At 63.2% G+C, this 24,409-nt stretch carries 24 protein-coding genes and 1 pseudogene; 10 read left to right on the forward strand and 15 right to left on the reverse strand.

The genetic code is table 11. The annotated features are described in order from the left end of the window. Window positions 1-182: 182 nt before the first annotated feature. The 7 genes from IC757_RS03680 to IC757_RS03710 form a co-directional block, all read right to left on the reverse strand. Window positions 183-1,064, reverse strand: a complete 882-nt coding sequence (locus tag IC757_RS03680) for a hypothetical protein (protein ID WP_190976039.1) — start codon at window positions 1,062-1,064, stop codon at window positions 183-185. 139 nt (window positions 1,065-1,203) lie between these two features. Next, window positions 1,204-2,181: an arsenic resistance protein gene (locus IC757_RS03685; RefSeq protein WP_190976040.1), complete on the reverse strand. Its 978-nt coding sequence runs from the start codon at window positions 2,179-2,181 to the stop codon at window positions 1,204-1,206. Between the two features lie 11 nt (window positions 2,182-2,192). Further along, on the reverse strand, window positions 2,193-2,621 hold the full coding sequence (locus IC757_RS03690) for a type II toxin-antitoxin system VapC family toxin (RefSeq protein WP_190976041.1): 429 nt from the start codon (window positions 2,619-2,621) through the stop codon (window positions 2,193-2,195). Beyond that, complete coding sequence (locus IC757_RS03695) at window positions 2,618-2,860, reverse strand: antitoxin (RefSeq protein WP_190976042.1); 243 nt, start codon at window positions 2,858-2,860, stop codon at window positions 2,618-2,620. The genes IC757_RS03690 and IC757_RS03695 overlap by 4 nt, the downstream gene beginning before the upstream one ends. 55 nt (window positions 2,861-2,915) lie before the next feature. Next, window positions 2,916-3,899 (reverse strand): NAD(+) diphosphatase, encoded by a 984-nt coding sequence (gene nudC / locus IC757_RS03700; RefSeq protein WP_190976043.1) that lies wholly within the window; start codon window positions 3,897-3,899, stop codon window positions 2,916-2,918. 44 nt (window positions 3,900-3,943) lie between these two features. Next, on the reverse strand, window positions 3,944-5,626 hold the full coding sequence (locus IC757_RS03705; RefSeq protein ID WP_190976044.1) for a hypothetical protein: 1,683 nt from the start codon (window positions 5,624-5,626) through the stop codon (window positions 3,944-3,946). Window positions 5,627-5,727: 101 nt separating this feature from the next. After that, a complete protein-coding gene (locus tag IC757_RS03710; RefSeq protein ID WP_190976045.1) occupies window positions 5,728-6,771 on the reverse strand; it encodes a tetratricopeptide repeat protein in 1,044 nt (347 codons plus the stop codon). 224 nt (window positions 6,772-6,995) lie between these two features. Here IC757_RS03710 and IC757_RS03715 point away from each other — a divergent pair. From IC757_RS03715 to IC757_RS03725, 3 genes and pseudogenes are all read left to right on the forward strand, one after another. Then, window positions 6,996-7,202 (forward strand): annotated as a pseudogene (locus IC757_RS03715) (PQQ-dependent sugar dehydrogenase); the annotation flags it as partial. A gap of 260 nt (window positions 7,203-7,462) precedes the next feature. Continuing rightward, window positions 7,463-7,924, forward strand: coding sequence for a flavodoxin family protein (locus IC757_RS03720; protein ID WP_190976046.1), 462 nt, complete (start codon window positions 7,463-7,465; stop codon window positions 7,922-7,924). A gap of 509 nt (window positions 7,925-8,433) precedes the next feature. Further along, complete coding sequence (locus tag IC757_RS03725; protein ID WP_190976047.1) at window positions 8,434-9,189, forward strand: NRDE family protein; 756 nt, start codon at window positions 8,434-8,436, stop codon at window positions 9,187-9,189. A gap of 97 nt (window positions 9,190-9,286) precedes the next feature. Here IC757_RS03725 and IC757_RS03730 read toward each other — a convergent pair whose 3' ends face one another. The 4 genes from IC757_RS03730 to IC757_RS03745 form a co-directional block, all read right to left on the reverse strand. Continuing rightward, entirely contained in the window at window positions 9,287-9,640 is a 354-nt protein-coding gene (locus IC757_RS03730; protein ID WP_190976048.1) for a DP-EP family protein, read from the reverse strand. 70 nt (window positions 9,641-9,710) lie between these two features. After that, window positions 9,711-12,290, reverse strand: a complete 2,580-nt coding sequence (locus tag IC757_RS03735; RefSeq protein ID WP_190976049.1) for a serine/threonine protein kinase — start codon at window positions 12,288-12,290, stop codon at window positions 9,711-9,713. A gap of 66 nt (window positions 12,291-12,356) precedes the next feature. Next, window positions 12,357-13,754 (reverse strand): PhoH family protein, encoded by a 1,398-nt coding sequence (locus IC757_RS03740; protein ID WP_190976050.1) that lies wholly within the window; start codon window positions 13,752-13,754, stop codon window positions 12,357-12,359. Window positions 13,755-13,811: 57 nt separating this feature from the next. After that, complete coding sequence (locus tag IC757_RS03745; protein WP_190976051.1) at window positions 13,812-14,276, reverse strand: peroxiredoxin; 465 nt, start codon at window positions 14,274-14,276, stop codon at window positions 13,812-13,814. A 289-nt stretch (window positions 14,277-14,565) separates the two neighbouring features. On the opposite strand from IC757_RS03745, the gene bamC reads away from it, so the two are divergent. Continuing rightward, on the forward strand, window positions 14,566-15,192 hold the full coding sequence (bamC, locus tag IC757_RS03750) for an outer membrane protein assembly factor BamC (protein WP_190976052.1): 627 nt from the start codon (window positions 14,566-14,568) through the stop codon (window positions 15,190-15,192). A gap of 47 nt (window positions 15,193-15,239) precedes the next feature. On the opposite strand, the gene fdxA is transcribed toward bamC, so the two are convergent. Then, a complete protein-coding gene (gene fdxA, locus IC757_RS03755; RefSeq protein WP_190976053.1) occupies window positions 15,240-15,563 on the reverse strand; it encodes a ferredoxin FdxA in 324 nt (107 codons plus the stop codon). Window positions 15,564-15,729: 166 nt separating this feature from the next. Between fdxA and pcnB the strand changes: the two genes are divergently transcribed. From pcnB to panC, 4 genes are read left to right on the forward strand one after another with little or no spacing between them, the layout of a single operon-like run. Then, window positions 15,730-17,001 carry a polynucleotide adenylyltransferase PcnB gene (gene pcnB, locus IC757_RS03760; protein WP_223846241.1) on the forward strand — a complete coding sequence of 424 codons (1,272 nt, stop codon included), beginning with the start codon at window positions 15,730-15,732 and terminating at the stop codon, window positions 16,999-17,001. After that, the gene (gene folK / locus IC757_RS03765) at window positions 16,998-17,531 is read left to right on the forward strand and encodes a 2-amino-4-hydroxy-6-hydroxymethyldihydropteridine diphosphokinase (RefSeq protein ID WP_190976054.1); all 534 of its coding nucleotides are present in this window, start codon (window positions 16,998-17,000) and stop codon (window positions 17,529-17,531) included. The genes pcnB and folK overlap by 4 nt, the downstream gene beginning before the upstream one ends. Beyond that, the gene (gene panB, locus IC757_RS03770) at window positions 17,528-18,334 is read left to right on the forward strand and encodes a 3-methyl-2-oxobutanoate hydroxymethyltransferase (RefSeq protein ID WP_190976055.1); all 807 of its coding nucleotides are present in this window, start codon (window positions 17,528-17,530) and stop codon (window positions 18,332-18,334) included. The genes folK and panB overlap by 4 nt, the downstream gene beginning before the upstream one ends. A 2-nt stretch (window positions 18,335-18,336) precedes the next feature. After that, on the forward strand, window positions 18,337-19,185 hold the full coding sequence (gene panC / locus IC757_RS03775) for a pantoate--beta-alanine ligase (protein WP_190976056.1): 849 nt from the start codon (window positions 18,337-18,339) through the stop codon (window positions 19,183-19,185). Between the two features lie 175 nt (window positions 19,186-19,360). Here the strand turns inward: panC and IC757_RS03780 are convergent, their stop codons facing one another. From IC757_RS03780 to IC757_RS03790, 3 genes are read right to left on the reverse strand one after another with little or no spacing between them, the layout of a single operon-like run. Then, window positions 19,361-19,999 carry a ParA family protein gene (locus tag IC757_RS03780; protein ID WP_190976057.1) on the reverse strand — a complete coding sequence of 213 codons (639 nt, stop codon included), beginning with the start codon at window positions 19,997-19,999 and terminating at the stop codon, window positions 19,361-19,363. A 34-nt stretch (window positions 20,000-20,033) separates the two neighbouring features. After that, window positions 20,034-20,444, reverse strand: a complete 411-nt coding sequence (locus tag IC757_RS03785; RefSeq protein ID WP_190976058.1) for a hypothetical protein — start codon at window positions 20,442-20,444, stop codon at window positions 20,034-20,036. Continuing rightward, entirely contained in the window at window positions 20,441-20,989 is a 549-nt protein-coding gene (locus IC757_RS03790; protein WP_190976059.1) for a YiiD C-terminal domain-containing protein, read from the reverse strand. The genes IC757_RS03785 and IC757_RS03790 overlap by 4 nt, the downstream gene beginning before the upstream one ends. A gap of 39 nt (window positions 20,990-21,028) precedes the next feature. Here IC757_RS03790 and IC757_RS03795 point away from each other — a divergent pair, with 39 nt between their 5' ends. Next, the gene (locus tag IC757_RS03795; protein ID WP_190976060.1) at window positions 21,029-22,342 is read left to right on the forward strand and encodes an MFS transporter; all 1,314 of its coding nucleotides are present in this window, start codon (window positions 21,029-21,031) and stop codon (window positions 22,340-22,342) included. Beyond that, window positions 22,335-24,356, forward strand: a complete 2,022-nt coding sequence (locus tag IC757_RS03800) for a TonB-dependent receptor (RefSeq protein ID WP_190976061.1) — start codon at window positions 22,335-22,337, stop codon at window positions 24,354-24,356. Before IC757_RS03795 ends, IC757_RS03800 begins: the two co-directional genes overlap by 8 nt. Window positions 24,357-24,409: the final 53 nt, after the last annotated feature.

Consider the following 24,409-nt stretch of genomic DNA (forward strand, 5'->3'; position numbering starts at 1 on the left):
GAATGGCTGTTTACGAAGTTTCACGCGGTTTGCTCTGTGACCCTTTTTATCACGCAAGCATTGGCCTGCAACAGTGCCATTCGGCACGGTTGCTCCCGGCTCGAGTCCGTGTATTGCGAACACCAGGGAGAGGCCCGGCTTGGTGAGCAATTCTGGCCTTGAGAAACCGGATGCAACCCTTGTCATGAGTCTGGTTTATTGATTTCCAGCATTGTCCTTATGGTCTCGGTTACACGCAGTTTCGCTTGTTCGGACATGGGGCCGGAGACGGCATTGGAACCGAGCGCATGGACTTTACCGGGCATGACCACCAGCTCGAATGTGTCCGGCTGTGATCGAGCAAGGTTCTCGTAGAAATCTCGCTGACGATCGAGCGGCACCACGGCGTCTGTATCCCCAAGTACTACAGAAATGGCGCCTTCGTAGCTCTTCAAGCGATCAACGACGGGGGTGTGATCACTCAGCCAGCCTTGCCACCAGTTCATGGAAGCAAACACGCCGCCTGCCTCGGCGAGATGATGCGCGTATGGGTCTTCTCCCGGGAGCGACAGCCAACTCTCCTTCATCGTCTCGAATTCTCGACCTTTCATCGTTTCTGTCAGTGTTGAGTCGCTCCAGCCTTCGTTCGGTGCCATGAACTGCTCGCAGCTGGCATCGGGCATACCCTGCTCCCGGCACCAACCAGCGATGCCTTCGTTGCTTACCGCCTGACTGCCAGCACCGCCTACCTGTTCGAGAAACCCGGTTGCGGCCCGGCTGGCCCACTGCCAGCGGACAGTGTTACGTGGGCTTTCGGCAGGTCTGGCCAGCAGGACCAGTCCGAGCGGATTGATGCGCTGATCACTGATGAGGCGGGCGGTATGCACCACGCCTTCCGAGTGGACCAGTACGACGATTCGGTCGGGATCAATATCGGGATGGGCCCTGGCATGGTCATACACCAGCGCCAGGTCATTCGGGATCGAGTCCCAGTCAACCGTGCCACGAATCTCGTTGCCGACACAGTGCTTGACCTGGTGACGCAGTCGATCTGCCGGGTTCTGACAATCACGGCATTCAGGCATGGCCCGCTATTAAACCGGCAACGAAATACCTACGGTATTCGTTGCGCGGCATTTGCGGCACATGTCCGAAAATGCCTTCGCTTCGCGGCCCCGGCCGTTCCGTCCGGGCATTAACCCAGCAACCTGTTTGGTTACCGGGTTAATAGTGCGGTGTCGGGAAGAGCTTGCGGGGCACCCACCAGAGAAACACGGCCATCCCGAGCAGTTCGACCAATGACTGAAAGACGATGGCCACGACGGCCAGTTCGTGGGTTGCCGGCAAGGCCAGTGCCAGTGGCAGTACGACGAAGGAGTTGCGCGTGCCGAGACTGAATGCCAGCACACGTCCCTGCTCTATCGGCAGTGTCCAGAAGCGGGCAAGGCATTTTGCCAGTATGGCCGCGGCAAGTAGAAAGCCGGTGTAGACAAGCAAGAGATGCAACAGCAGCGGCGCTGAACCCAGTATCGGTTGTACCTGCGTGGCCGAGATGACGAACACCACCATGGCCAGCAGCGGTACCGGCAACCAGCCCAGCGTCTGTGTCCAATCCTGCCAGGGCCGCGAGCGATCGGCGAGTTTTTCGGTCACGAACGCGGCCAGCAGGGGCAGGACGATCAGCCCGGCGAAGGCCAGCAGCATTTCCCGCCGGGCTATGGCCACGACAAAGGAATCTCCCAGAAACAGCCACAGGTAGAACGGCAACAACAGAAATTGCATCAGCAGGCTGACCGGCGAGAAGGCCAGTGCGCGCTTGGTGTCACCGCCGCCCAGGTGGGTGAAGGTGATGAACCAGTCGGTGCATGGGACCAGCAATACCAGAACCACCCCGATGCGAATGGCCGGATCGTCGGGCAGCAGATGCATGAGGCCGAACACCAGAACCGGGATGACAAGGAAGTTGCCGATCACCGCAACTTGCAGGAAACGCCAGTCGGTCAGGGCCTCGCGCAGACCAGTCAGCGGCACCTGGGTAAAGACGGTGTAGAGGAGCAGCGCCAGCAGGGGCCAGACCACAACCGCCAGTGCATGCAGCCCCGGCGGCGCGGCGAGACCGACGGCCAGACCGGTGCCAATGGCGGCCAGGTAGACCAGCACCTGGAATCGCTCAAGAATTTGTCTTCCATTCGAGCCCGGCATGGCCCGAGAGTTTACCTGTCCCGATCCGAACCAGGCAGCCAGTTCTCGACCCCAAGTCCAGGGACTCGCAAGAACTCGCGTTCGTTTGCGGTCACGATTGTCATGCCCATAGCCAGCGCATGAGCGGCGATCAGCAAGTCATTGGGACCGATGAGGGTTCCCTGGCGGGTCAGATGATCACGGAGTTCTGCATAGTGGTGATCGGCCGGGGATTCGAGCGGTAGAATTTCCAGGGCCGAAAGCAGCAGTTCGACTCGGTGAGCCAGTTTCTCCGATCCGGATTTCGCCGCACCGTATCGCAGCTCGGCGGAAACCACGATACTTGTACAGACCGTGTCCTCCCCCAGCTCGGAGATGCGATGGGCGACCGGGCCTTGCGGATGGCGCACCAGGTCGGAAATGATATTGGTGTCGAGCAGGTAGCGAAAGCGGCTACTCACAATGCATCGTCGTCCAGTTCAGGCAGATCCTCGTCCACGTCCGGAAACGGCACATCCAGTGGCTCGAGCGAGGCCAGCAGGGCCAGCAGCTTGCCCTTGCGAACCGGCTCGATGATCAGCCGATCACCTTCCTTGTGCAGGATGGCCTCGTCGCCTTCCAGTTCGAACTCGCGGGGAATACGCAATGCCTGGTTGCGCCCGTTGCGGAACAGTCGCACCTGTCGTTCCGATGTCGTCATCTCCAGATCTCCAGCCATGGCATATGCCATAGCCTATGCCAAAGCCTTCAGGCAGTCAATTCCCCTTGGATTCGCGCCCGTGCATCTTGTCGCACCAGTGGTCGATCAGGAAGCGCGCGATGGAGTCGGGTCGTGGCAGGCAAAGGCCATCGGTTTCGCCCGATTCGCCAAACTGGTCGACTTCGTCGAGGCTGAACCAGCGTACGGCTTCGAGTTCTTCGTCGTTGCGCCGAATGATGGTGCTGCTGGCTGTTGCGTGGAATCCGAGCATCAGCGAACCGGGGAAGGGCCAGGGCTGGGAGGCCAGGTAGCGCACCGAGGCCAGCTCGATGCCGGCTTCCTCGAAGACTTCGCGGCGCACGGTCTGTTCCAGGCTTTCGCCCGGTTCGACGAATCCGGCCAGGGTGGAATACATGCCCTCCGGAAAGTGGGCCGAGCGACCGAGCAGGCAACGCGGAGGGCCATCGTCGTCGCCTGGATGTTCGACCAGCACGATGATGGCCGGATCGGTGCGGGGAAAGCTCATGTGCCCGCAGTCCTTGCTGGTGCATTGACGGCGATGACCGCCGGCACTGCTGGCCGTGGCCGCGCCGCAGCGGCCGCAGTACTGATGGTTGCGATGCCAGTTGAGCATGGCGCGGGCATAGGCCAGCAGGTTGGCGTCATGGCCATCGAGCAGGGGGCCGAAGCGGCGCAGGTCGACGAAACTGGCTTCCGGCTCCAGCTCGGGCTCGGGATCGATCCGGTCCGACAGGTCGACGGCAAACAGCGTCATGCTGTCTTCCATGCCGAGAAAAACCGCCTCGCCATGCTCGACCATGTGTTCGGCCAGATGCTCCGGGCTCAATCGCACGGCCCGCGGCTGGTCGGACTCCGTGATGCAAAGCAGATGACGACTGCGCCAGGTCGCAATGATGCGGGCGTCAGACTGTTTCAGCGCCTTTTCGACCCAGCCCGGATCCTCGCGCAGTGCAGCGGCGCGGTCGATGCGCGCATCGGCATACTTGAGTATTGGTTCCCGGTCGGGCCTGTCTTTCATCCGCGATGTCGTGTGCGTGCTGTCAGGCCAGTGTACCTTCTGTGTCAGCTCTCGAACCGGTCATCGAATATGATGCGATCGACCTCCTCAACCACAAGACGAAGCTCACCCGGTGTGCCGGTGTCGAGGTAGCCGCTGCCGTGCAACTGCCCGAGATCGATTCCGTTGTCCTGCAGTGTGCCGGTGTAGGTCATCAGGACGTAGGTGCCTTCCGTGAAGCCTTGGCGTATCTGAACATCGATGGTGCCGTCGAGGACCAGGTCGCCATCGACCTCGACATGACTGTTTTCCGGGGCGGCCGGTTCGGCCAGGCGGAACTTTGCGTTGGCGTCGGCGTTCATGGTCAGGCTGGAGTCGATTTCCAGGCTCTCGGCCATCGCGTCGGGCGACAGTATGCCCCCGTTGTTGACCTCGACGGCCCCCGTGCTGCCGGCACCAGCCAGCGCGCCACCATCGTCCACCGTCACCGTGCTGGTCATGTCGCCGGTAACTCGCAGTGTGCCGCCCGTGACCAGCGTGGTTCCAGCATGGGAATGGTTGCCGGGCAGGGTGGTGTTGCCCGGTCCGGCATGTCGCAGCGCCAGCGAACCAGTCAACTCGATCTCGTTACCCGCGGCTGTTCCGTCCGTGGTGAAGTAATGTCCGCCGGAGTTGTGATCGAACACCAGTTCGGCATCGCCGCTGCCGCCGGAAATCGTGGTGGCATCGATCAGTCCGGGTTGCTCTCCATTGCCGATGTATATGACCGATTCGGAATCGCTTTCCTCAGCGACATCCACCGTGCCGCTGCCGCCGTCCACGCTGACGGTTGCGCCGTTGCGGATGTTGAGCGTGCCGGCGCCGGCGCGCATCTGCACCCCGGCATCGTTGATCCACTCCGAGTCCGGGCCGTCGATGGTGGCCGTGGCGGTGGTGCCCGTGCCAAACGCGATGCGTCCATCCTCGTTCACTACCCGGCCGCCGTCTTCGATCAGCATCTCGCCGGCGCCAGTCCAGCCCAGGGTGAGGTGACTGTTGGCGGTCCCTTCGGCCAGTTCCAGCTTGGAGCCGGCGCCCCGGACGATCAGGGTGCCATCGCTCAGGCCACCGCCAATCGGGACCCGGGCCGCTCCGCTGAAGACTTCGCCGCCATACTCGATTGTGACCGTCCCGGTGCCGTGTCGCCCGATATTCATCGTGCCGCCGGCGTTCCAGGTCGATCCGGCGCCGGTGACCGTCACCGACCCCTCCCCGCCGGCTACGCCACCGACGCTGACAAAGTTCTGGTGTGTCATGGTGCCGCCATCCTCGATGAGCAGCGTTCCGTCGCCTTCCTCTCCGACGATCAGCTCCGCACCCGCGATCCAGGTCGAGTCGGAACCCGAGACCGTCGCCGAGCCTTCCGAGCCGGACTCCAGCGCGATGTTGGTGCTGCCTTGCTGGTCCAGTGCCCCGCCTTGTTCGATGATCAGAGTGGCGCTGCCTTCGTCTTCCACTCCGACAACCAGATCACCGATTTCCTCGGTCCCGGCAGCTGTCACTTCGGTGGGGTTGGGGTCGCTGGTATCGATATGGACCCGGTCGCCCGTTTCGGGTACGCCCGAACTCCAGTTTCCGGCCTCGAACCAGTCGCTGCCTGATTGTCCGGTCCAGACAGTATCGGGCTCGTCGGCCAGTGCCGGCATACCGGCCAAGGTCAGCAACAATACGCCGGTAGCCCAGTGGGTGCGATTCTTGATGTGATCCATGACAACTCAACATTTCTTGCCTGCCCACTACCAACGCAAAAGTGGGGCGAGGGATGCCAAATTGCCGTCGCGGATTGTGCTTTTCGCCGCCGAAGGCAGCGTTACGGCATGGCGTGACCCTTGGGGTTGGCGACTTCCAGTGAATCGAGCTTGGCCGTATACATGCGCTCGTGTCGCGGGGCATGGGCCAGTTCCAGGGCCTGCTCCATGGCCTGCCGTGCCCTGAACTCGTCGCCCTGCTTGTAGTGTACGGTCGCCAGTCCCCAGTAGGCCATGTGGACATAGGGCATCTGTTCGATGACCGCTTCGTAGATTTCCAGGGCGCGGTCAAGCTGACCGGACTCGACCAGTTCGCGGGCCAGCATCAGGCGGGGATATGGGTTGTGGTCGGGCAGGTGGGCCAGTCGTTCCAGCACGGCCCGTGCTTCCGTGTCGTGCCCACGGCGTTCCAGCACGGTATGCAGATTGTGCAGCACATTGACGTCATTTGGGTGTTTGCCGGCGGTGTATCGGAGCAGGGCCTCGGCGGTGTCGTAGTCTCCGGCCCGCCGATGAATGACGGCCGCCAGGTTGAGCACCGATGCGTTGTCCGGGTCGATACGGGCGGCCTTTTCGATCAACCAGAAAGCATGCTCCAGCTCGCCCTCGACCAGCACTTCGGCCGCCACGTTGCGGTAATACATGGCCAGGAATTCGTCTTCGGCAACCGGGCGCGAAGGCTGACGTTCGCGACTGGGGAAGTAATCGATGATGGCCCGTCGCGTCGATCGGTCGGAGCGGTCATTGTCCTCCAGGCCTGCTGGAGGGTAGACGCGGGTGCGCACGTGGTCGCTGACCAGCACAAGGTCGTCGTGACGTTCGAATGTGGGCGGCGTGAGCATCAATTGATAGTTGTGCTCAAGACCGAGATGCCGGGTAAAGGCGGCAGTAATGATGGCCAGCGACATGCAGTCGCCTTTCTGGTCCTGCAACGCCTGTGAAGCGGTCAGCGTCTGCCCATAGTAATCGAAGTTGGAAAGATGACCTTCGATGAAGCGGGCGAGCTGCCAGTGCAGGTTGGCGTCATCGTCGTACCGGGACAGAAACCGCTCCAGTGCATCGATTTGCTGTTGCGACAGCTCAAAGACCTCTGCTTCATTAGGCACCGGGACGGGTTCACCGAACAACGCCTGGTTCATCTCCGGCCGCTGACCGGATTCGAAGGGAAGGGGCGAAGTGGCGCAGCCAGCCAACAAGAACAGGGCTGCAAGAGCAGGCAGACACGTTAGTCGAATAAGCATGGTGGGTGGTCGCTGATCCTCCTTGGCGTTGGTCGAGTCTAGACACTCGATACAGTCACTTCAAGTCATGGTGGTAAGCTGGGGCAAGTCTGCGGTGCGAGGGGGAGCCGGAGGAGGAAACCTGGAGTTACGGCCTGCGCAATCCCTGGCGCTGGAGTTTTGATCGTGACACGGGCGATCTGTGGATTGCCGATGTCGGGCAGAACCGATGGGAGGAAGTCCATTTCGAGCCGGCAGGTCATGGTGGCGGTGTCGAATACGGCTGGAAGCTGTGCGAGGCCAGCTATACCTATCCGTACCAGACTCCGGCGCAGCCATGTGCTCACGATCACCTGTTCCCAGTGCTGGAATACCCGATCAACAGCCAGCCGGAATGTGCGGTCACCGGGGGCTATCGCTATCGCGGCCCGGTGGCCAGTCTCGAGGGTGACCGCATTAGTATGTCGTCAATGATGGTGGCATCTGGCGCTTTGATGGCGATCAGTGAGGTTTGGAGTACCGGGGGTGCAACCCCGGTCTACACTGGCCGGACGTTTTGCAGCTTGAAGGAAGCCGTATGCGGAAGTTGCTCGTCCTCGCCCACGATCCCTCTCCGAACACCCGGGCAATGGTGCAGGCCGTGCTCGACGGCGCCGCAGACGAGGCCATCAAGGGGGTCGAGGCCCGTCACGTCCGGCCGCTGGAGGCCAATGCCGAGGATGTGCTGGGTGCCGACGCGGTCGTGTTCGGCACCACCGAGAACCTGGGCTACATGAGCGGCGCGCTCAAGGACTTTTTCGACCGCTGTTTCTACGACGTCATCGAAAAGACCGACGCCATGCCCTACGCGATGTTCATCCGCGCCGGCAAGGATGGCACGGGCACTCGACGAGCCATCGAGAGCATCTGTGGGGGGCTCAACTGGAAAGCCGTACAGGAGCCACTGATTTGCCACGGCGAGTGGAATGAAGACTTTCTGCACCAGTGCCAAGAACTCGGCATGGCCATGGCCGCTGGCCTGGAGGCCGAAATCTTCTGAGTCCCCAACACCTCGCCCACACCTGCATCTTGTCGCCAATCCTGTCATCCCGGCTCCCGGATCAAGTCCGGGACAGGCTCCGAGCCGGGACCTCGCACGGTTGAGGTGGAATGGCCTTGAGCGAAGCCTCTGAGCCGTGCCGTTCCGCAACGTGCGAGATCCCGGATAAATGCTTCGCATTTTCCGGGACGACGGTTTTTGGGGGTGGGGAGCGCTGTCGTCCCGGCCTTGGCGCCGGGGCCTCGCAGGGTTGAGCTGGCACGGCTTTGGGTGAAGCCTTTGAGCCGTGCTGGTCTGCAGCGTGCGAGGTCCCGGATATCGCCTTTGGCGATTCCGGGACGACGGTTTTCTGGGTTTCCCCCTGACTGGTTCCAACTCCCACCTCCCACTTAACACTCCACACTCCACACTCCACACTCCACACTCCACACTCCACACTCCACACTCCACACTTCACACTTCACACTTCACACTTCACACTTCACACTTCCCCCCGCTACCATCCCCCCATGTGCCTGATCACCTTCGCCTTCACCCCCCACCAGCCACGCCACCTGTTGCTGGCCGCAAATCGCGATGAGTTTCATGAGCGGCCGACGCGGCCCATGGCCTGGTGGGACTGGCCGGTGGGGCCACTGGCCGGGCGTGATGAACAGGCGGGTGGCACCTGGCTGGCCGTGGGGCGGGATGGTCGCTGGGCGGCGGTGACCAATTTTCGCGACCCGCGCGGCAAAAGTGGCCAGCGTTCGCGTGGTGAACTGCCGACCGATTTCATCAGGGGGAATGGCTCACCGGCCGACTACGTGCATGCCGTTTACCGGCGTCGGGGAGATTACGGGCCGTTCAACCTGCTGGCGGGCGATCGGGGCACGCTGTGGTATTGCTCGACCCATGCCGGGCCGACTGCTGTCGGCCCGGGTATTCACGCGCTTTCGAATGGGCTGTTAGACGAACCCTGGCCCAAGTCGCGCCGTGTGGCTACGGCGCTGGAAGGTTTGCCGTCATCAGCCGAAATCGATGCGAAGCGCCTGTTCGGGCTGATGCAGGATCGCGCCACTGCCCCCGACGACGAATTGCCCGATACCGGCGTCGGCGACGAGCTGGAGCGTTTTCTGTCATCGCCCTTTATCGTGGGTGAGCGTTACGGCACGCGCTGCACCACCGTGCTGGCCCTGCAGTCGCGGTGCCTGGTGGCCGAACGTAGTTATGCTGCCGCCGGCCAGCCATCGGGAGAACTTCGGTATGAATTCACTTTGCGCACATAGTGCGAGGTGCTAGGTGAGAGGGCCTGTACGTCTGACCTGCTCGGGACGTGTGGCTTGAAGATGGTACGGCCCGGCATTGCCGGGCCGGCGGATGGCTTCAGTCGTCGTTGTCGACTTCTGGATCGTAACCGTAGACTGTCGTGCCGCCACCTTGATCCTGGTAAAGCACGACAAATTCGAAGCGGCCATTCTCGGTCTTGGCATCGGTGACCCTCAGGGTATCGTCCTGATGCCGGGTGGTCGTGACATTGGCATGGAGCTGGTCTTCAGCCTCCGGTTCGCGAAAGCCGATGCCGAACATCTTGAACCCGGCCCCCGCACTCTGTTCATCCAGCTGCATGGTGATCGTGGAGTTGGGCTCGGTGATGCGGTAGGGACCGGGCGGGTTCAGCGTGACCCGGTAGGGTGGCTGGTCATTGGCGATGGTCACGGTAACCGGTGTGTTGCTCATGTTTGAGGTCTCTCTTCGTGGTTTGTGGTTCGTGATGAAGCTGGATGGTAGTCAAAAAATGTGACGAAGTTCAAGCCTCATCTGCTTGAATGTGCATTTTGACGGCTTGGCGCACTTTGTCGATACGCTCCTTCAGGCTTTCAAGTTCTGACGCCTGCGGATTCAGTATCCGGCCCAGTCGATAGCGAGTGGTCTTGTAGCGCAGGTTGTCGTGCTGTGTTTGCGGCACGGCATCGAGTTGTGCCTGCAGCGTGTCCATCCATCGGTTCGGCAGGTCGATGCTGCGATCCATCAGTGCTTCGACCAGCGCAGTGGCCACTGTTACCAGGTTAAAGAAATGGGCATCGAATTCCTCGCGCTCCTCCAGTGCCTCGAATACTCTCCGGGCGATGGCCAGGTCGGCCTCGCTGGGCATGTAGCGAGGGTCATGCAATCGTGCCCGCAACCCTTCTGCCGGTATTTCCACTGTGCGCTGTGTGTCCAGGCCCAGCTCCATGGCAGCCTCCAGCGCCCGCTCACCGCGTGTGACTAGCTCAGTTCGCTCTTGGTGGTCAGGAGTGGTCAGGGTTGCCAGCAGGAAAGCGATTCGGGCCAAGTTTGCCTGGCGGCGGGGTTGCTCCGGCTCGTTGGCGACATCGACCTCGGCCTGTTGCAGCGCGGTGCGCAGTTGATTGCGGGCGTACTCATGGAAACCCAGGGTGTCGCCATCGCGTGCCAGGATGGATCGAAAATTAATCTCCAGGCTGCGACGGCGAGCATGTTCGGGCGCAATGTCGCGTGCTGCCTCCAGCAAGTCCAGCGCCTCTCCATTGCTTCGCCATGCATCGGATGACAACCCCAAGGCCGACTTGATCCGGGCCGACCAGGACAGCGCATTAGCCAGGTTGATGACACTCTCTACGTCGTTCTCGTCCACCAATTCGCGGCGCATCTCAATAGTCTGCTGGAAGTAGTCGTGTGCCTCGGTCAACTGGTTGCGTGCCTCGGCCAGTGTGCCCAGGTTGTTGTAGGCGTAACTCAATTCCTGGCGTCCCAGCAGTTTGTCATCGCCAAGTTCCGCAAACCGCTGGGCGTGCTGCTTGTACTGCAGCCAATGGACTTCTGTGGTCTCCCAATCGCGCTCGCGGTAGGTGGCCAGACCGCGCCAGAATGCAATCTGGCCGGCTTCAAAGTGAAGCTCTGCCAGTTCGGAGGCTTGCTTTTCGTGCCATGGTTCCAGCAGATCGGCGCTTCGAGCCAGGATGTCGGTGGCTTCATCGAACTGCTGACGCCTGACCTGGACTTCGCCCAGGGTGCGCAGGGCGCGGGCGCGGCTGAGTGCGCTTTCCCAGTCGTCTCCGGCGTCGCGGGCGGTGAGGTAGCGCAGGGCCTCGGCGCCGATGGAGTCGAGCAGGTCCAGGCGACCGATGGGGCGCAGGTGCTCGGCAAAGTCGCCGAGCATGAACTGGATCAGTTCCTCGGCTTCCATCCTGCGCTTTTCGGCCAGCTCCAGTGCGCTTTCGGCCTGGCTGCGACCCTCGCGCGCCTCGGTTAGTCCGTACAGGGCAGCCACGGTACCGCCCATCAGGGCCAGGGCGATCAGGCCGCCGGCCGCGCTGACCAGGGCGTTGCGGCGCAGGAAACAGCGCAGCCGGTAGCTTCTGCTGTCGCCCATGGCCTGCAGGGGTTCGGCATCCAGCCAGCGCTGCAGGTCTTCGGCCATGGCGGTGGCCGACTGGTAGCGGTGTTCGCGCTCGGGGGCCATGGCGCGCCTGGCCACGGCGCGCAGTTCGGCTGGCAGTGCGGCGAGACGGGCCGTCCACTCCGGCAATGCCTCGGTTGATGCGTGGTTGCCCGCGCCGCTTTTCCGGCCCAGGGCCGAGTACGCCGTGGTGCCGTCGAAGCGCTGGCCTTCGCTCAGTTCGGCGCCGGCGTGGACGAGCAGGCAATGGGCCAGCACGGCGCCCAGGGCATAGACATCCGTGCGTACATCGATGCGGCCACCGTCGCGATCGCGTTGTTCCGGCGCCATGTAGGCGGCGGTGCCGGCCCGATACAGGCCGCGTCCCGAACCCAGGTTCTCGCCGACGCTCTCGATGGCAATGCCGAAGTCGATAATCTTGGGTTGCGGGCGTTGATACCGTTGCCCGACCAGGATGTTGGCCGGTTTGATATCGCGATGGATCAGGCCGTGCTGATGTGCGTGCTGCAGGCCGCCGCAGACTTCCACCATCAATGCCACCAACTCCCTGAGCGAGGGAGGGTGAGCGGCAATGTGCTCATGCAGGGGCTTGCCGGGGACATACTCCATCGCGAAGAAAAGGTTGCCGTCAGGCAACTCTCCGGCATCGTAGATGCGGGCGATGGCGTCGTGGGACAGTTGCGCCAGGGCCTGCCGTTCGACTTCAAAATGCGCTTCGGCCAGGCGTGAGCGACGCTCGGGTCGCATGACCTTCAACGCCACCTCACGTCTGAGGGGGGCGACCTGCTCGGCCAGCCAGACCAGGCCCATGCCGCCGCTGCCAAGCTGCTTCTTGAGCAGGAAGGGGCCCAGGCGCTGGCCGGGCTGCCATTGCTCGGCCGAAGCCTCGGGCAGTTCATCCCAGCCCTCCACCTGGGTGGCGGGGCGGGTCAGGTCGTCGGCATCATTGTCGTGATTGTTCCCGGACATGGGTGTAGCTGGTCGTCTCCCTTGACCGACCAGCATAACCGCTGCAAGCAGTGTCGGCCAGCAGGCCTACAGGGCCTCCGAGGCAAAGTCGGCCAGGCGAGAACGCTCGCCGCGCTTGAGCGTAACGTGACCCGCGTGCGGCCAGGCCTTGAATCGATCGACTGCGAAGGTCAGGCCGGAGGTGGTCTCGGTCAGGTAGGGCGTGTCGATCTGCTCGACGTTGCCCAGGCAGACGATCTTGGTGCCGGGCCCGGCACGGGTAATCAGCGTCTTCATCTGCTTGGGCGTGATGTTCTGGGCCTCGTCGATGATCAGGTAGCGATTGAGGAAGGTGCGCCCGCGCATGAAGTTGAGCGAGCGGATCTTGATTCTCGAGGCCATCAGCTCGTTGGTCACGGCGCGCCCCCATTCGCCGCCCTGTCCGGGATCCTCGGGTTCGGTCAGCACTTCCAGGTTGTCGGTCAGCGCCCCCATCCACGGCGTCATCTTTTCCTCCTCGGTGCCGGGCAGGTAGCCGATCTCGTCGCCCACCGAGACGGTGGCCCGGGTCATGACGATCTCGCGATAGACCTTTTCGTCGAGGGTCTGGGCGAGTCCGGCGGCCAGCGCCAGCAGGGTCTTGCCGCTGCCGGCCGTGCCCAGCAGGGTGACGAAGTCCACGTCGGGGTCCATCAGCAGGTTGAGCGCGAAATTCTGTTCCAGGTTGCGGGCCTGAATGCCCCAGACGCTGTGCTGTTCGCGCCGGAAATCCCGCGCCACCTCGATGATCAGTTCCTGGTCGGTGACTTCGCGGACCAGGGCTTCCAGTCCGTTGTCTTCAGCCAGCTGCAGGCACTGGTTGGGGTGCCATTCATCGTCGGACTGGCGACTGAGCCGGTAGTAGGTGCGGCCAGCCTCCGACCAGGAGTCGGCGGCCGGATGCGCGTCCCAGAAGTCGCCATTGAGCTCGGTGATGCCGGTGTAGAGCAGGCTGAGGTCGTCGAGCGCGCGGTCGTTGTAGTAGTCCTCGGCGGTGATGCCGTGAATGGCCGCCTTGATGCGCAGGTTGATGTCCTTGGACACCAGGATGACCTGGGTGTCGGGCATGCTGCGTTTCAGGCACAGCGCGGCCAGCAGGATCTCGTTGTCGGCCAGCGAGCGATCACCGACCAGCTCGGCGCCATTCTCGAACTGCTCGGTCTGAAAATACAGCCGCCCGCTGCCGGCCTGCAGATTGAGGCCTTCGGGCTCGGTCAGCGCCAGTCCGTTCTCGAGCCGGTCGCCGGGGTGCATCAACTCGCCGATGAAGCGGCTGACCTGGCGCACGTTGCGGGCGACTTCGGACACCCCCTTCTTCGACCGGTCGAGCTCTTCGAGCACGATCATCGGCAGGTAGATGTCGTGCTCGGCAAAGCGAAACAGCGCCGTGGGATCGTGCATGAGCACATTGGTGTCGAGCAGATAGAGCCGCGGTCGTTCGGCCATGGGGTGGTTTTCTCCTGGGGGTAACGGGAATCGTGATGCGGGAGTGGAACGGCCGGTTCAGGACAGCGCCCTGACGGCCTCGAGCACTTCCTCGACATGTCCGGGGACGCGCACCTTGCGCCATTCGCGCACGAGCTGACCGTCCCGGTCGAACAGAAATGTGCTGCGCTCGATGCCCATGACCTTCTTGCCGTACATGTTCTTTTCCTTGATGACATCGAACTGTCGGCACAGGGTTTCATCCGGGTCGGCAATCAGCGGAAAGGGGAACTCGTGCTTGGCCGCGAATTTCTCGTGCGAGGCCAGCTTGTCGCGCGAGACGCCGACGATCTCGCATTCATGCTTGCGGAATTCGTCGTACAGGTCGCGAAATCCCTGGCCCTGCCGGGTGCATCCGGGGGTGTTGTCACGCGGGTAGAAATACAGCACCAGCGGCTTGCCGGCAAACGACTCGAGCGCGACTTCGCCGTGGATGGTGGCGGGCAGAGAGGGCGAGGAGAGTTGGATGTCGGAATTACTCATGAAATGTAAAAATTTTGTTTTATCAATGGGTTGTGTGAAAAATTCGCCCTTGGCAAGAGCGTTTCGGGTTACACTGTCAGAATACTTGTGCGCCCGGCAGGCCGCAAGTCATTGCCCGGCGCTGTCATCAGGCCGTCATCCGCCCGGTCGTCCGGGGTGGGTTCGCCTGACTGGACGGGACCGCCTCAAGTTGCCTAAACTGCCATGCTTTTGCGTGGTCAAACGATGTTGCCGGGATCTGGCCCGGGAACCATTTCACCAACCTACTAGATGATCGGACCCAAGGGGTATGACTCGAATTCTGAATACCATTTCTTCCATCCTGCTGGCGGCTGCCCTGCTGGCCATGCTCGGCGGCTGCGCCCGCGACCGTCAGCCGATTTATGCCGACAGCGAGGAGATCGACCCGATCGAGGCGCCGCCCGGACTGGATCAGCCGCAGTTCCGCATGACCTACGAAGTGCCCGGTTATTTCCTGCCGGAACTGGCCGGACAGAGCAGCGCACGACCGCCGCACGTTCAGCCCAGTGCCGTGGCCGAAAGGTCGCGCTCCCATATTCGCTTCGGTGCCAAGGGGCTGTTTCTGGCCGTCGAGGACGAGCCGGAGAGTGTCTGGGACCGGTTGGCTGCCACGCTTGACCGTGATGGAATGGAAGTGCGCGAAATTGACGAATCGCAGCGTCGCTACCGCTTCCATTTCGATCATGATGCGCCCGAGCTCGGCCGTACCGGTCTGGCCCGTCTGGCATTCTGGCGGCGTGGCGATACCGTTGACTACAGCGGTGATTATCACATCGAGGTGCGTGACGGCGAGGGCGAGACCGCGGAGCTCATCCTGCTCGACCCTGATGGCGAGATCCTGGAAATGGAACGCGCCGAGACGGTGCTGGCACGCCTGCGCGACGAGCTCGGTTGAGTACAGGGCCACGTCGCCTGTGGCGTGGCCTCATGCTGCCTACGTGCTCAGCGCTCGAGGTGCTCTAGCTTGCCGGGCACGTCTTCCCACTCCTTGGCGTCTTCGGGCGCCGGTTTCATCTCGGTGATGACCGGCCACTCCCTGGACAACTCTGCATTGAGTTCGAGGAACTGCTCCTGTCCGGCCGGCAGGTCGTCTTCGGGGTAGATCGCATCCACCGGGCATTCAGGCTCGCAGAGTGTGCAGTCGATGCACTCCTCCGGGTCGATGACCAGGAAATTCGGGCCTTCGTGAAAGCAGTCGACCGGACAGACTTCGACGCAGTCGGTGTACTTGCACTTGATACAGTTTTCGGTCACTACAAAGGTCATGATCGCATCAGTTCCTTCTGTGCTCGGGTCAACACCGTCCGGGAAGACCCGCGGCCGGCCATGGTGCTATGCTATGCGGCCATTATGATAACAATTCACCCGCACATTCAGGTGGCCTGAATGGCGTATTTCATGTTCAGGCAAGACGACTCCAGGCAAGCAACCATTGAGTAATCAGCTCCGCATCATCGCGCTGGATGAACACGGCATTCGTCCCGAACGCATCAGCCCCAACGCGCGCAAGGTCATTGATCGACTGCAGGAGGCCGGCCACCAGGCCTTCGTGGTCGGTGGCAGTATTCGCGACCTGGTGCTCGGTCACGACCCCAAGGATTTTGACGTCGCCACCAGCGCCACCCCCGAGGAAGTGGCCGGGGTGTTTCGCAATGCACGCCTGATCGGCCGTCGTTTCCGCCTGGCCCACGTGCGGTTTGGTCGCGAAGTGATCGAGGTCGCCACCTTTCGCGGTTCGGGCGAGGGCGGCGACGATGAGCACCGCGAACTGGACGCCGGCCGGCTGGTGCGCGATAACGTCTGGGGCTCGGAAAGCGAGGACGCCCGGCGACGCGATTTCACCATCAATGCACTCATGTACGACCCGTCCGAGGCGGTGATTCGCGATCATGTCGGTGGCTACCAGGATCTGCTGGATCGACGGTTGCGATTGATCGGTGACCCGGCCACACGCTATCGCGAAGACCCCGTGCGTCTGCTGCGTGCGGTGCGCTTCATGGTCAAACTCGATCTGAAGTTAGAGCCCGAGACCGCCGGCCCGGTGGTGACCATGGCGCCGCTGCTGCACGACATTCCGCCGGCACGTCTGTTCGACGAGATTCTCAAACTGTTTATGAGCGGGCGGGCCTGGCCCACCTACCAGGCGCTGGTGCGCAGCCAGTTGTGGGAACCCCTGTTCCCGGGGCTGTTCGACGATCCGGCGCATCCGCCGGTGCTGGTCGAGCAGGCCATGAAAAACACCGATGACCGGGTTGCACAGGGCAAGCCGGTCACCCCGGGCTTTTTGTTTGCCGCCTTTCTCTGGCAGCGGGTCTCGGAGCGTGCCGAGGAGTTGATCGATCAGGGCCTGGCACCGGTCGAGGCACTGGCCGCCGCGGGCGAGGAAGCTATTTCCGCACAGGCCCGGCGCGTGGCCATTCATCGCCGCTTCTCGACCATTGCCAAGGAAATCTGGTGCATGCAGCCGCGCTTTCGCAAGCGCCGGGGTAAGCGGGCTTTGCGCTTGATGTCGGAGCGCCGCTTCCGTGCCGCTTACGATTTTCTGCTGCTGCGCGCCATCGAGGATCCCGGGCTGCAGGAGCTGGCCGACTGGTGGACGACCATTCAGGAGGTCGATGCCGACGAACGCCAGCGCATGATTTCGGGTCCCGGCCGGAAGCGAGGCGGGCGCGCACGATCCGGAAAGCGCAAGGCAGTCCATTGACGCGTAGCTGGATCGGACTGGGCGCCAATCTCGGCCAGCCCGAAGAAAATCTGGCCGCCGCGCTTGAACGGCTGCACCGGTCGGAGCGGGTGTGGGTCGCCGAGGTGTCTCCCGCATGGTGGACGCCGCCCTGGGGCGTGCAAGACCAGCCGTGGTACCTCAATGCCGTGGCCGCTCTCGACACCTCCCTCGACGCCCGTGCCCTGCTGGACCTTCTGCTGGCCGTCGAGGCAGAACTCGGCCGGCGCAGGGACGGACAGCGCTGGGGCGCACGAGCAATCGATCTCGACCTGTTGCTCCATGGCGACCATGTCATTGACGAGACCGACTTGACGGTGCCGCATCCACGTATTCCCGAGCGCGCTTTCGTGCTCGTGCCGCTGCACGCGGTGGCCCCGACATTGACCGTGCCCGGTCACGGTCGGGTTGACGAACTGCTGATGGCGCTGGACGATAGCGATATCCGCGCCATGCAGCCGGCCGGATCCCTGGCCTTCGACCCGGAATCAAGACCCTTGGAGGATTCATGACCCAGGAACGCAGTGTTCGCACCGTGCCTGCCATGTCGGCCATGAAGGCCGCCGGCCAGCCCATTACCATGCTGACGGCCTATGACGCCAGTTTTGCCCAACTGATTGACCAGGCCGACGTCGACTGCGTATTGGTTGGCGATTCGCTCGGCAACGTCATCCAGGGGCGGGACTCGACCCTGCCGGTGACCATCGATGACATGGTCTATCACGTCGAAGCCGTGCGTCGTGGCCTGCAGCACCCCTTGCTGATCGCCGATCTGCCCTTCATGAGCTACCACGATCGGACCCGGGCCATGGCCGCCGCAGCGGCGGTGATGCGAGCCGGAGCCGGCATGGTCAAGCTCGAAGGCGGTGCGGTCGTGGTGCCGATCGTGGCCGACCTGGTTGCCCAGGGCATTCCCGTCTGTGGTCATTTAGGCCTGACGCCCCAGCATGTGCACCGTCTCGGTGGCTATCGCGTGCAGGGGCGCGACGAGGCACTTGCGCGTACGCTGCAGGAGGATGCCCGCGCGCTGGAGGCCGCCGGGGCCGGCATGCTGGTGCTCGAGTGCGTCCCTTCCGATCTGGCGCGCGGTATTGCCGATGAATTGCGGATTCCGGTCATCGGCATAGGTGCCGGCGTCGATGTCGATGGCCAGGTGCTGGTGCTCTATGACGTGCTCGGCATCAGTCCGGGCCGCCGGCCCCGCTTCGTGCGTGATTTCATGGCCGGTGCCGGCAGTATTCCCGAGGCGCTGCGCGCCTATGTCGAAGCCGTGCGCGAGCGCCGCTTCCCGGATGCCGACCACAGCTACGCCTGAGCATGAAGCTGATCGAACAACTGCCTGACCTGGGCGCCACGCTGGATGCCTGGCGTCGCGCGGGCGAGACGATTGCCCTGGTGCCCACCATGGGCAACTTGCATGATGGTCATCTGGCGTTGGTGGCCGCGGCGCGCGAACGTGCCCGGCGCACCGTGGTTAGTCTGTTCGTCAACCCGACCCAGTTCGGACCCAACGAGGACTATGAATCCTACCCGCGAACCCTGGATGCAGATCTGGCGGCACTGAAGCAGGCCGGTTGCGACCTGGTCTGGCGCCCCGATGTTGCAACCATGTATCCGTTCGACGCCGCCTTCATGCTGCGCGTGCCCGATCCGCTGGCCGATCAGCTCTGTGGCGCCTCGCGCCCGGGTCATTTCGACGGCGTGGCCAGCGTTGTCCTGCGACTGTTCAGCCAGGTCAGGCCGGACTGCGCAGTATTCGGCGAAAAGGACTACCAGCAACTGGTTATCATCCGCCACCTGGTCGCGGACCTCTTTCTGGACATCGACATCATCGGCCTGCCGACCATTCGAGAGTCCGACGGCCTGGCGATGAGTTCACGCAATGCCTACCTGGACCAGGACGAGAGAAGGCGGGCCCCAACGCTGCACCGAGTACTGGTCGAAATGGCCGAATCGCTGGCCGCCGGTGGAGACTTCAAGGCCCTGCACACAGCCGCCCTGGAACAACTAGAAGCCGCCGGCTTCCACCCCGACTACATCGAATGGCGAACCGCCCGCGACCTCAGCCCCCCACGCCCCGACCACCCCTCAAGACTCCTCGCCGCCGCCTGGCTGGGCAAAGCCCGCCTCATCGACAACGTCGCGGTGGGGGGGAAGACAGCGTGAAGTGTGAAGAGAAAAAGTGTTAAGGATCAATGAGATGGGCAGGGGTTGCTGATGGCTGATACCTTCTCCCCACCACGAAGCCATCGGCCCCTACCAAAGCACCCGCCCCTTCACACTTAACACTTAACACTTCACACTGTCTTTTCTTCACACTATCCCCTATTCACCCTTTCTTTCATCTCCCCACCGATTTGCCGCTCCGGATCCAGCCGAGCAGGGTCTCCCATTGTTCCCAGTCCTGCCAGGCGAGGTAGTAGGGGAGGTCGGAGACTGACAGGCCTTGTTCGAAGGCGCGTACGTAGTTCATCGAGTCGCGCAGGTGGCCGACTACCGGGATTCGGTAGGTGTCGAGAAAGCCGGTCAGTTCGCGGAAGATGATGGTCTGGGGCTTGACTCGGTTGGCGACCAGTCCGACTTGTGCCTCATGCTTGCGCACGGGCTTGAGCGAGAGCAGGTGGTCGAGGAAGCGCCATGCGGCTCGCATGTCTACGGGTGAGGGCAGCACCGGCACCAGTATGGTCTGGGAGCGGCGCAGGACGTTGCCCAGTTCGGCGCCGGTGATGGCGGCCGGTGTGTCGAGTACCAGGGTGTCGGCTTCCGGAGGGGCGCGCAATTGCCCGTGGTGTTCGGTGGCGGGCAGGATTTCCGGATAGTCCTCGGGGCGAAGCGTCAGCCAGTCAGCCGATGACTGCTGCGGGTCCAGGTCGCCCAAGGCCACTGCGTGACCCTCCCAGGCCAGCGCGGCGGCCAGCGACGTGGCGATGGTGGACTTGCCGCAACCTCCCTTGGCGTTGACGACGGCAATGGTTCGCATGGTCAGGCCCTCCGTTGTTCGAAACAGGCACCCCTTACGATTGGCTCGGATCCGGCAGCCCCGAATGCAACAGCCAGCGGTTGAGGTCGTCGTCAAAGCGCCAGACCTCGATATGATCCACCACTCGCTCCTGGGCGCTGCGAATATGGTACATCCGGATGCGGGCGTGGCGCTCCAGGCCCTCGCCTTCGTGGTCGACCAGTACCTGGCGGACGCGGTACTCGGTGACCCGGAACTGCTCCAGGCGATCCAGCTCGACCGGATGTATGGGGTTGTCCGTCAGCCACTCGGGATGAATCATGTCGACCAGCGCTTCGTACTCGCTCCAGCGAATCAGCGCTTCCCAGCGGTCCATGGCCTGCTGCCGGTCATCGTGGCGCTGACTGGAGCCGCAGGCGGCCAGCAGCAGGGTCAGCATGACCAGCGTGATGACAGATCCCTTCACTTCGAACTCCCGGATGGAATCAGAGCAGCATACTTCGCCGTCAGCCTGGCTGCCACTTTTCCTTCGGCCAGAATGTCGGGTTCCAGGACCAGGCTGGCTCGGCCGGCGTGTTCCAGGCGGCGGGTGAAGCGTTCGCAATCGCCGGTCGCGGGCCAGGGGCACCGGGCCTGGAAGCGGCCGTTGACCGGACGGGTGAAGTGGATTTCACAGCGGCCGATGACCAGCTCGGCGCGCACGCCGGCACGGCGCAGGAGCAGCCGGGGCAGCGACCAGCCGGCCAGAATCATGGCGCTGGCCAGCGAACCGCCAAAGGCCGTGCCCTTGTCGTTGACATTGGCCGCCAGGGGCAGGTCAAGCACCACCCCGGCCGCGTCGAGTTGGGCTACCTGAAGTGCCATGGCGCCGCCCATCGGAATGTCCGACGTCAGGACATGCTCCAGCCACTGGCGCTCGTCGAGATCGGTATCAGTAATGGAATTCATGGCGATATTGTAGAGCGGTGGACGACGGCGATGACAGGCGCGCGCTTTCTGTCTTTCGTTCACTCACGCTTTTTCTCCCACCCTCTGGCCTACAATATCCCGATGCCCGCCCAGCCCCCGCTGCCATTCATCGCCCGGCACCTGATGCCGCGCGAGATCCGAGCCAATGCCGCCATGGCCATCGCCCTGGGGGCGTTGGAGGGTGGGCTGGTCGGAGTGGTGGTCAAGACCCAGTTCGAGTCCGTGGCCGATCCGGCCTGGGTCAACCTGGCTGTGGGGCTGGTGGCCGGCGCGCCGGCATTTGCCAACATGGCCAGCCTGGGCATTGCCGGAATGGCCGAGGGGCGTGACAAGCCACTGTGGGTCTCGGCCCTTATGGCGGTGACCGCCGTGTTCCTGATCCTGATGGCCATGGCGCCGCTCAGCGCATTCGGGCTGGTCATGATCACGGCCGGCATGATCGTGGCCCGCCTGGCCTGGGCCGGCGTGATCACCTTGCGCGCGGCCATATGGCGGGCCAATTTCCCGCGTCACGTGCGCGCCCGGATCACCGGCCGTATCACGATCATCTACTCGCTCATCATAGCCGTGACCGCCGCGGCCATCGGCCTGGCGATGTCCTGGTGGCCGGAGATCTGGCGCGTGCTCTTTCCGCTGGCCGGGCTGTGTGGCCTGTGGGCAGCGTGGCGATACCTGGCGACCCGAGTGCGAGGCGGACGGCAGTTGCAGAATGAAGAACTCAATCAGCGCCGGTCACGTGACGGCGGGCAGTTGCGCGCCAGCCTGGATATTCTCAGGGCGGATCGCTGGTACCGCCGCTACATGCTGACGATGTTTGCATTCGGCAGCGGCAACCTGATGGTGATCGGTCTTTTGGTCATCCTGCTCAACGAACAGTTCGGGTTTGCCCGCTTCGAGCAGGTCATGATCACCACCACGCTGCCCCTGCTGACCCTGTCGATCTTCACGCCCATCTGGGCACGCCGATTCGACGCGGTGCATGTGCTGGACTACCGTGCCCGCCAGGCCTGGATGTTCGTCTTTTCGACCGCGCTGTTCATGCTGGCCTCGGTGGCCGGCTGGAAGTTCCTGTTCTGGCCCGGTGCGCTGGCCCTGGGCATGGCTTTTGCCGGCGGGAAGCTGGGCTGGAACCTGGGGCACAACGACTTTGCCCGGGATGACCAGTCGACCCTTTACATGGGTATTCACGTCACACTGACCGGCATCCGCGGACTGATCGCGCCGCTACTGGGCGTGGCCTGCTACCAGTTGCTGGAAAGTGTCGATGCCGGTCTGGGCCGATGGGTGCTGGTATTTCCATTCACATTGACCCTGGGTGGTGCCGTCACGTTCGTTATTCTTGCCCGGCTGCACCGCAAGGAAAAACAACAAGGAGCAAGCGAACATCATGCTTGAAGGGCTGCTGATCTTCATGCTGGCCGGAGAGGCCGCCGTGACCGACCGCGTGGAAGTGCGGGGACGTGATATCGCCCCGGATGGAGAACAGGCTACGGCCCGCTTGAGCGCGGCGGAGCTGGAATCCATTCGTCCCACCCATCCTTCGGAGGTGATGACACGCTTGCCCGGCTCCTGGGTGACCCGGGGCAGCGGACAGGAGCATCTCAGCGCCGTGCGCTCGCCGCTGCTGGCCGGCGCCGGCGGCTGCGGCGCCTTGCTGATCCTGGAAGAAGGCATTCCGATTCGGCCGCCCGGTTTCTGCAATGTCAACAACCTGTTCGAGGTCAACATGCACCAGGCCGTGGACGTGAGCGTGCTGCGCGGCCCCGGAGGGCTGGGTCACGCTTCCGGCGGTCTGCATGGCGTGATCGATGTGCGCACGCGCTCGCCGCTGACCGAACCGCTCAACGCGGTGCGCCTGGAAGGAGGCAGCGATGACTACCTGCGCGGCGAGCTGCGGCTGACCGGAGACCTGGGCGATGGTGCCCTGGCGCTGGATGCGACGATGGTCGACGCCGGCAGTTTTCGCGAAGACGAAGGCTACGACCACCGCTTACTGACGCTGCACCATGCCGTGCCAACCGAGCGCGGCCAGTGGGAGACAGTGCTGAGCGCGGCACAGCTCGATCAGGACACCGCCGGTTTCGTCCAGGGCGAGCGTGCCTATGCCGACCCGGAGCTGCGACAGGCTAACTTCAATCCGGAGGCTTTCCGAACGGGTTCGGCAGCGCGCCTGGTCAGTCGCGCCCAGTGGGTGGATGAGTCTGGTGCGGAGAACCGTTTGACGGGGTTTGCCCGTCGTTCGCGCATGACCTTCCTCCAGCACTTCCTGCCGGGGCAGCCGCTGGAAAGAAACGGCCAGGTTTCGGCCGGCCTGCAGTTCGACCAGGAAAGGGAGGTCGCACTCGGTGCGTTGCAGTGGGGCGTGGATGCCGAATGGTTCAACGGTTTCCTGTTCCAGGCCCAGGACGGCGAGGCTGATGCCCCCCCGCCAATGGCGGGCATCCGGCCACCTGGCCGTCATTACGATTACGAGGTCGATGGTCAGCGCCTGGGCGGCTACATGGCGCTGGGACATGAGCCGGCGCCGGACTGGCGCATTCGCGCTGGAGTGCATGCCGACTGGGTGCGCTATGACTACGACAACCTCATGGCCGAGGGTAATCTGGCCGAGGATGGCACGACCTGTGAGTTCGGTGGGTGCCTTTACAACCGGCCCGCCGACCGCAGTGACGACTACCTGGAAGTGGCGCCGGAGCTGACCATAAGCCGCGACTTTGACGAGGGCATGGCCTGGCTGCGCCTGGCGCGCGGATTCCGCGCACCACAGGCAACCGAGCTCTACCGGCTGCAGCGCGGACAGGACGTGGCCGACCTGGATGCCGAAGCACTCGATGCCGTCGAGCTTGGAGTGCGGGGTAGCTCACCGCTGGAATGGGAGCTGGTCGGCTTCTACCAGCGCAAGCGCAACTTCATCTTTCGCGATGCCGAAGGCTTCAATGTCAGCGACGGCAGAACCGGCCACCGCGGCGTCGAGTTCTCCCTGCGCCATCAACTGAGCGATACCCTTGCTGTGGCCGCCCGCGGCAGTTACGCCATTCACTGGTATCGCTTCGATCGCGATCTCGGCGGCGAGTTGATCCAGCGGGGTCGCGACGTGTCCTCCGCGCCCCGCCGGCTGGCCAGCACCGATCTGACCTGGCGCCCGGATGATGACTGGCTGGCACAGCTGGCCGTCGAACACAACGGAGGCTACTGGCTGGATGCCGAAAACACGCGCCGCTACGGTGGCCACACCCTGTGGCATGCCTTTCTGCAACGCGATCTGGCGGCGGAATGGACCGCGTCGCTACGCCTGAGAAACCTGACCAATCGCCGCTACGCCGAGCGGGCGGACTTTGCCTTCGGAAATTTCCGCTACTTCCCCGGGCCCGGCCGCAGCCTGTTTGCCAGCCTGGAGAAGCGCTGGTAGAGCGACGGCCGAATCAGGCAGGCATTCCGGCGGGTTGTCGGGCAGCCATCGGC

The organism is Wenzhouxiangella sp. AB-CW3 (assembly GCF_014725735.1).
Taxonomy (GTDB): Bacteria; Pseudomonadota; Gammaproteobacteria; order Xanthomonadales; family Wenzhouxiangellaceae; genus Wenzhouxiangella.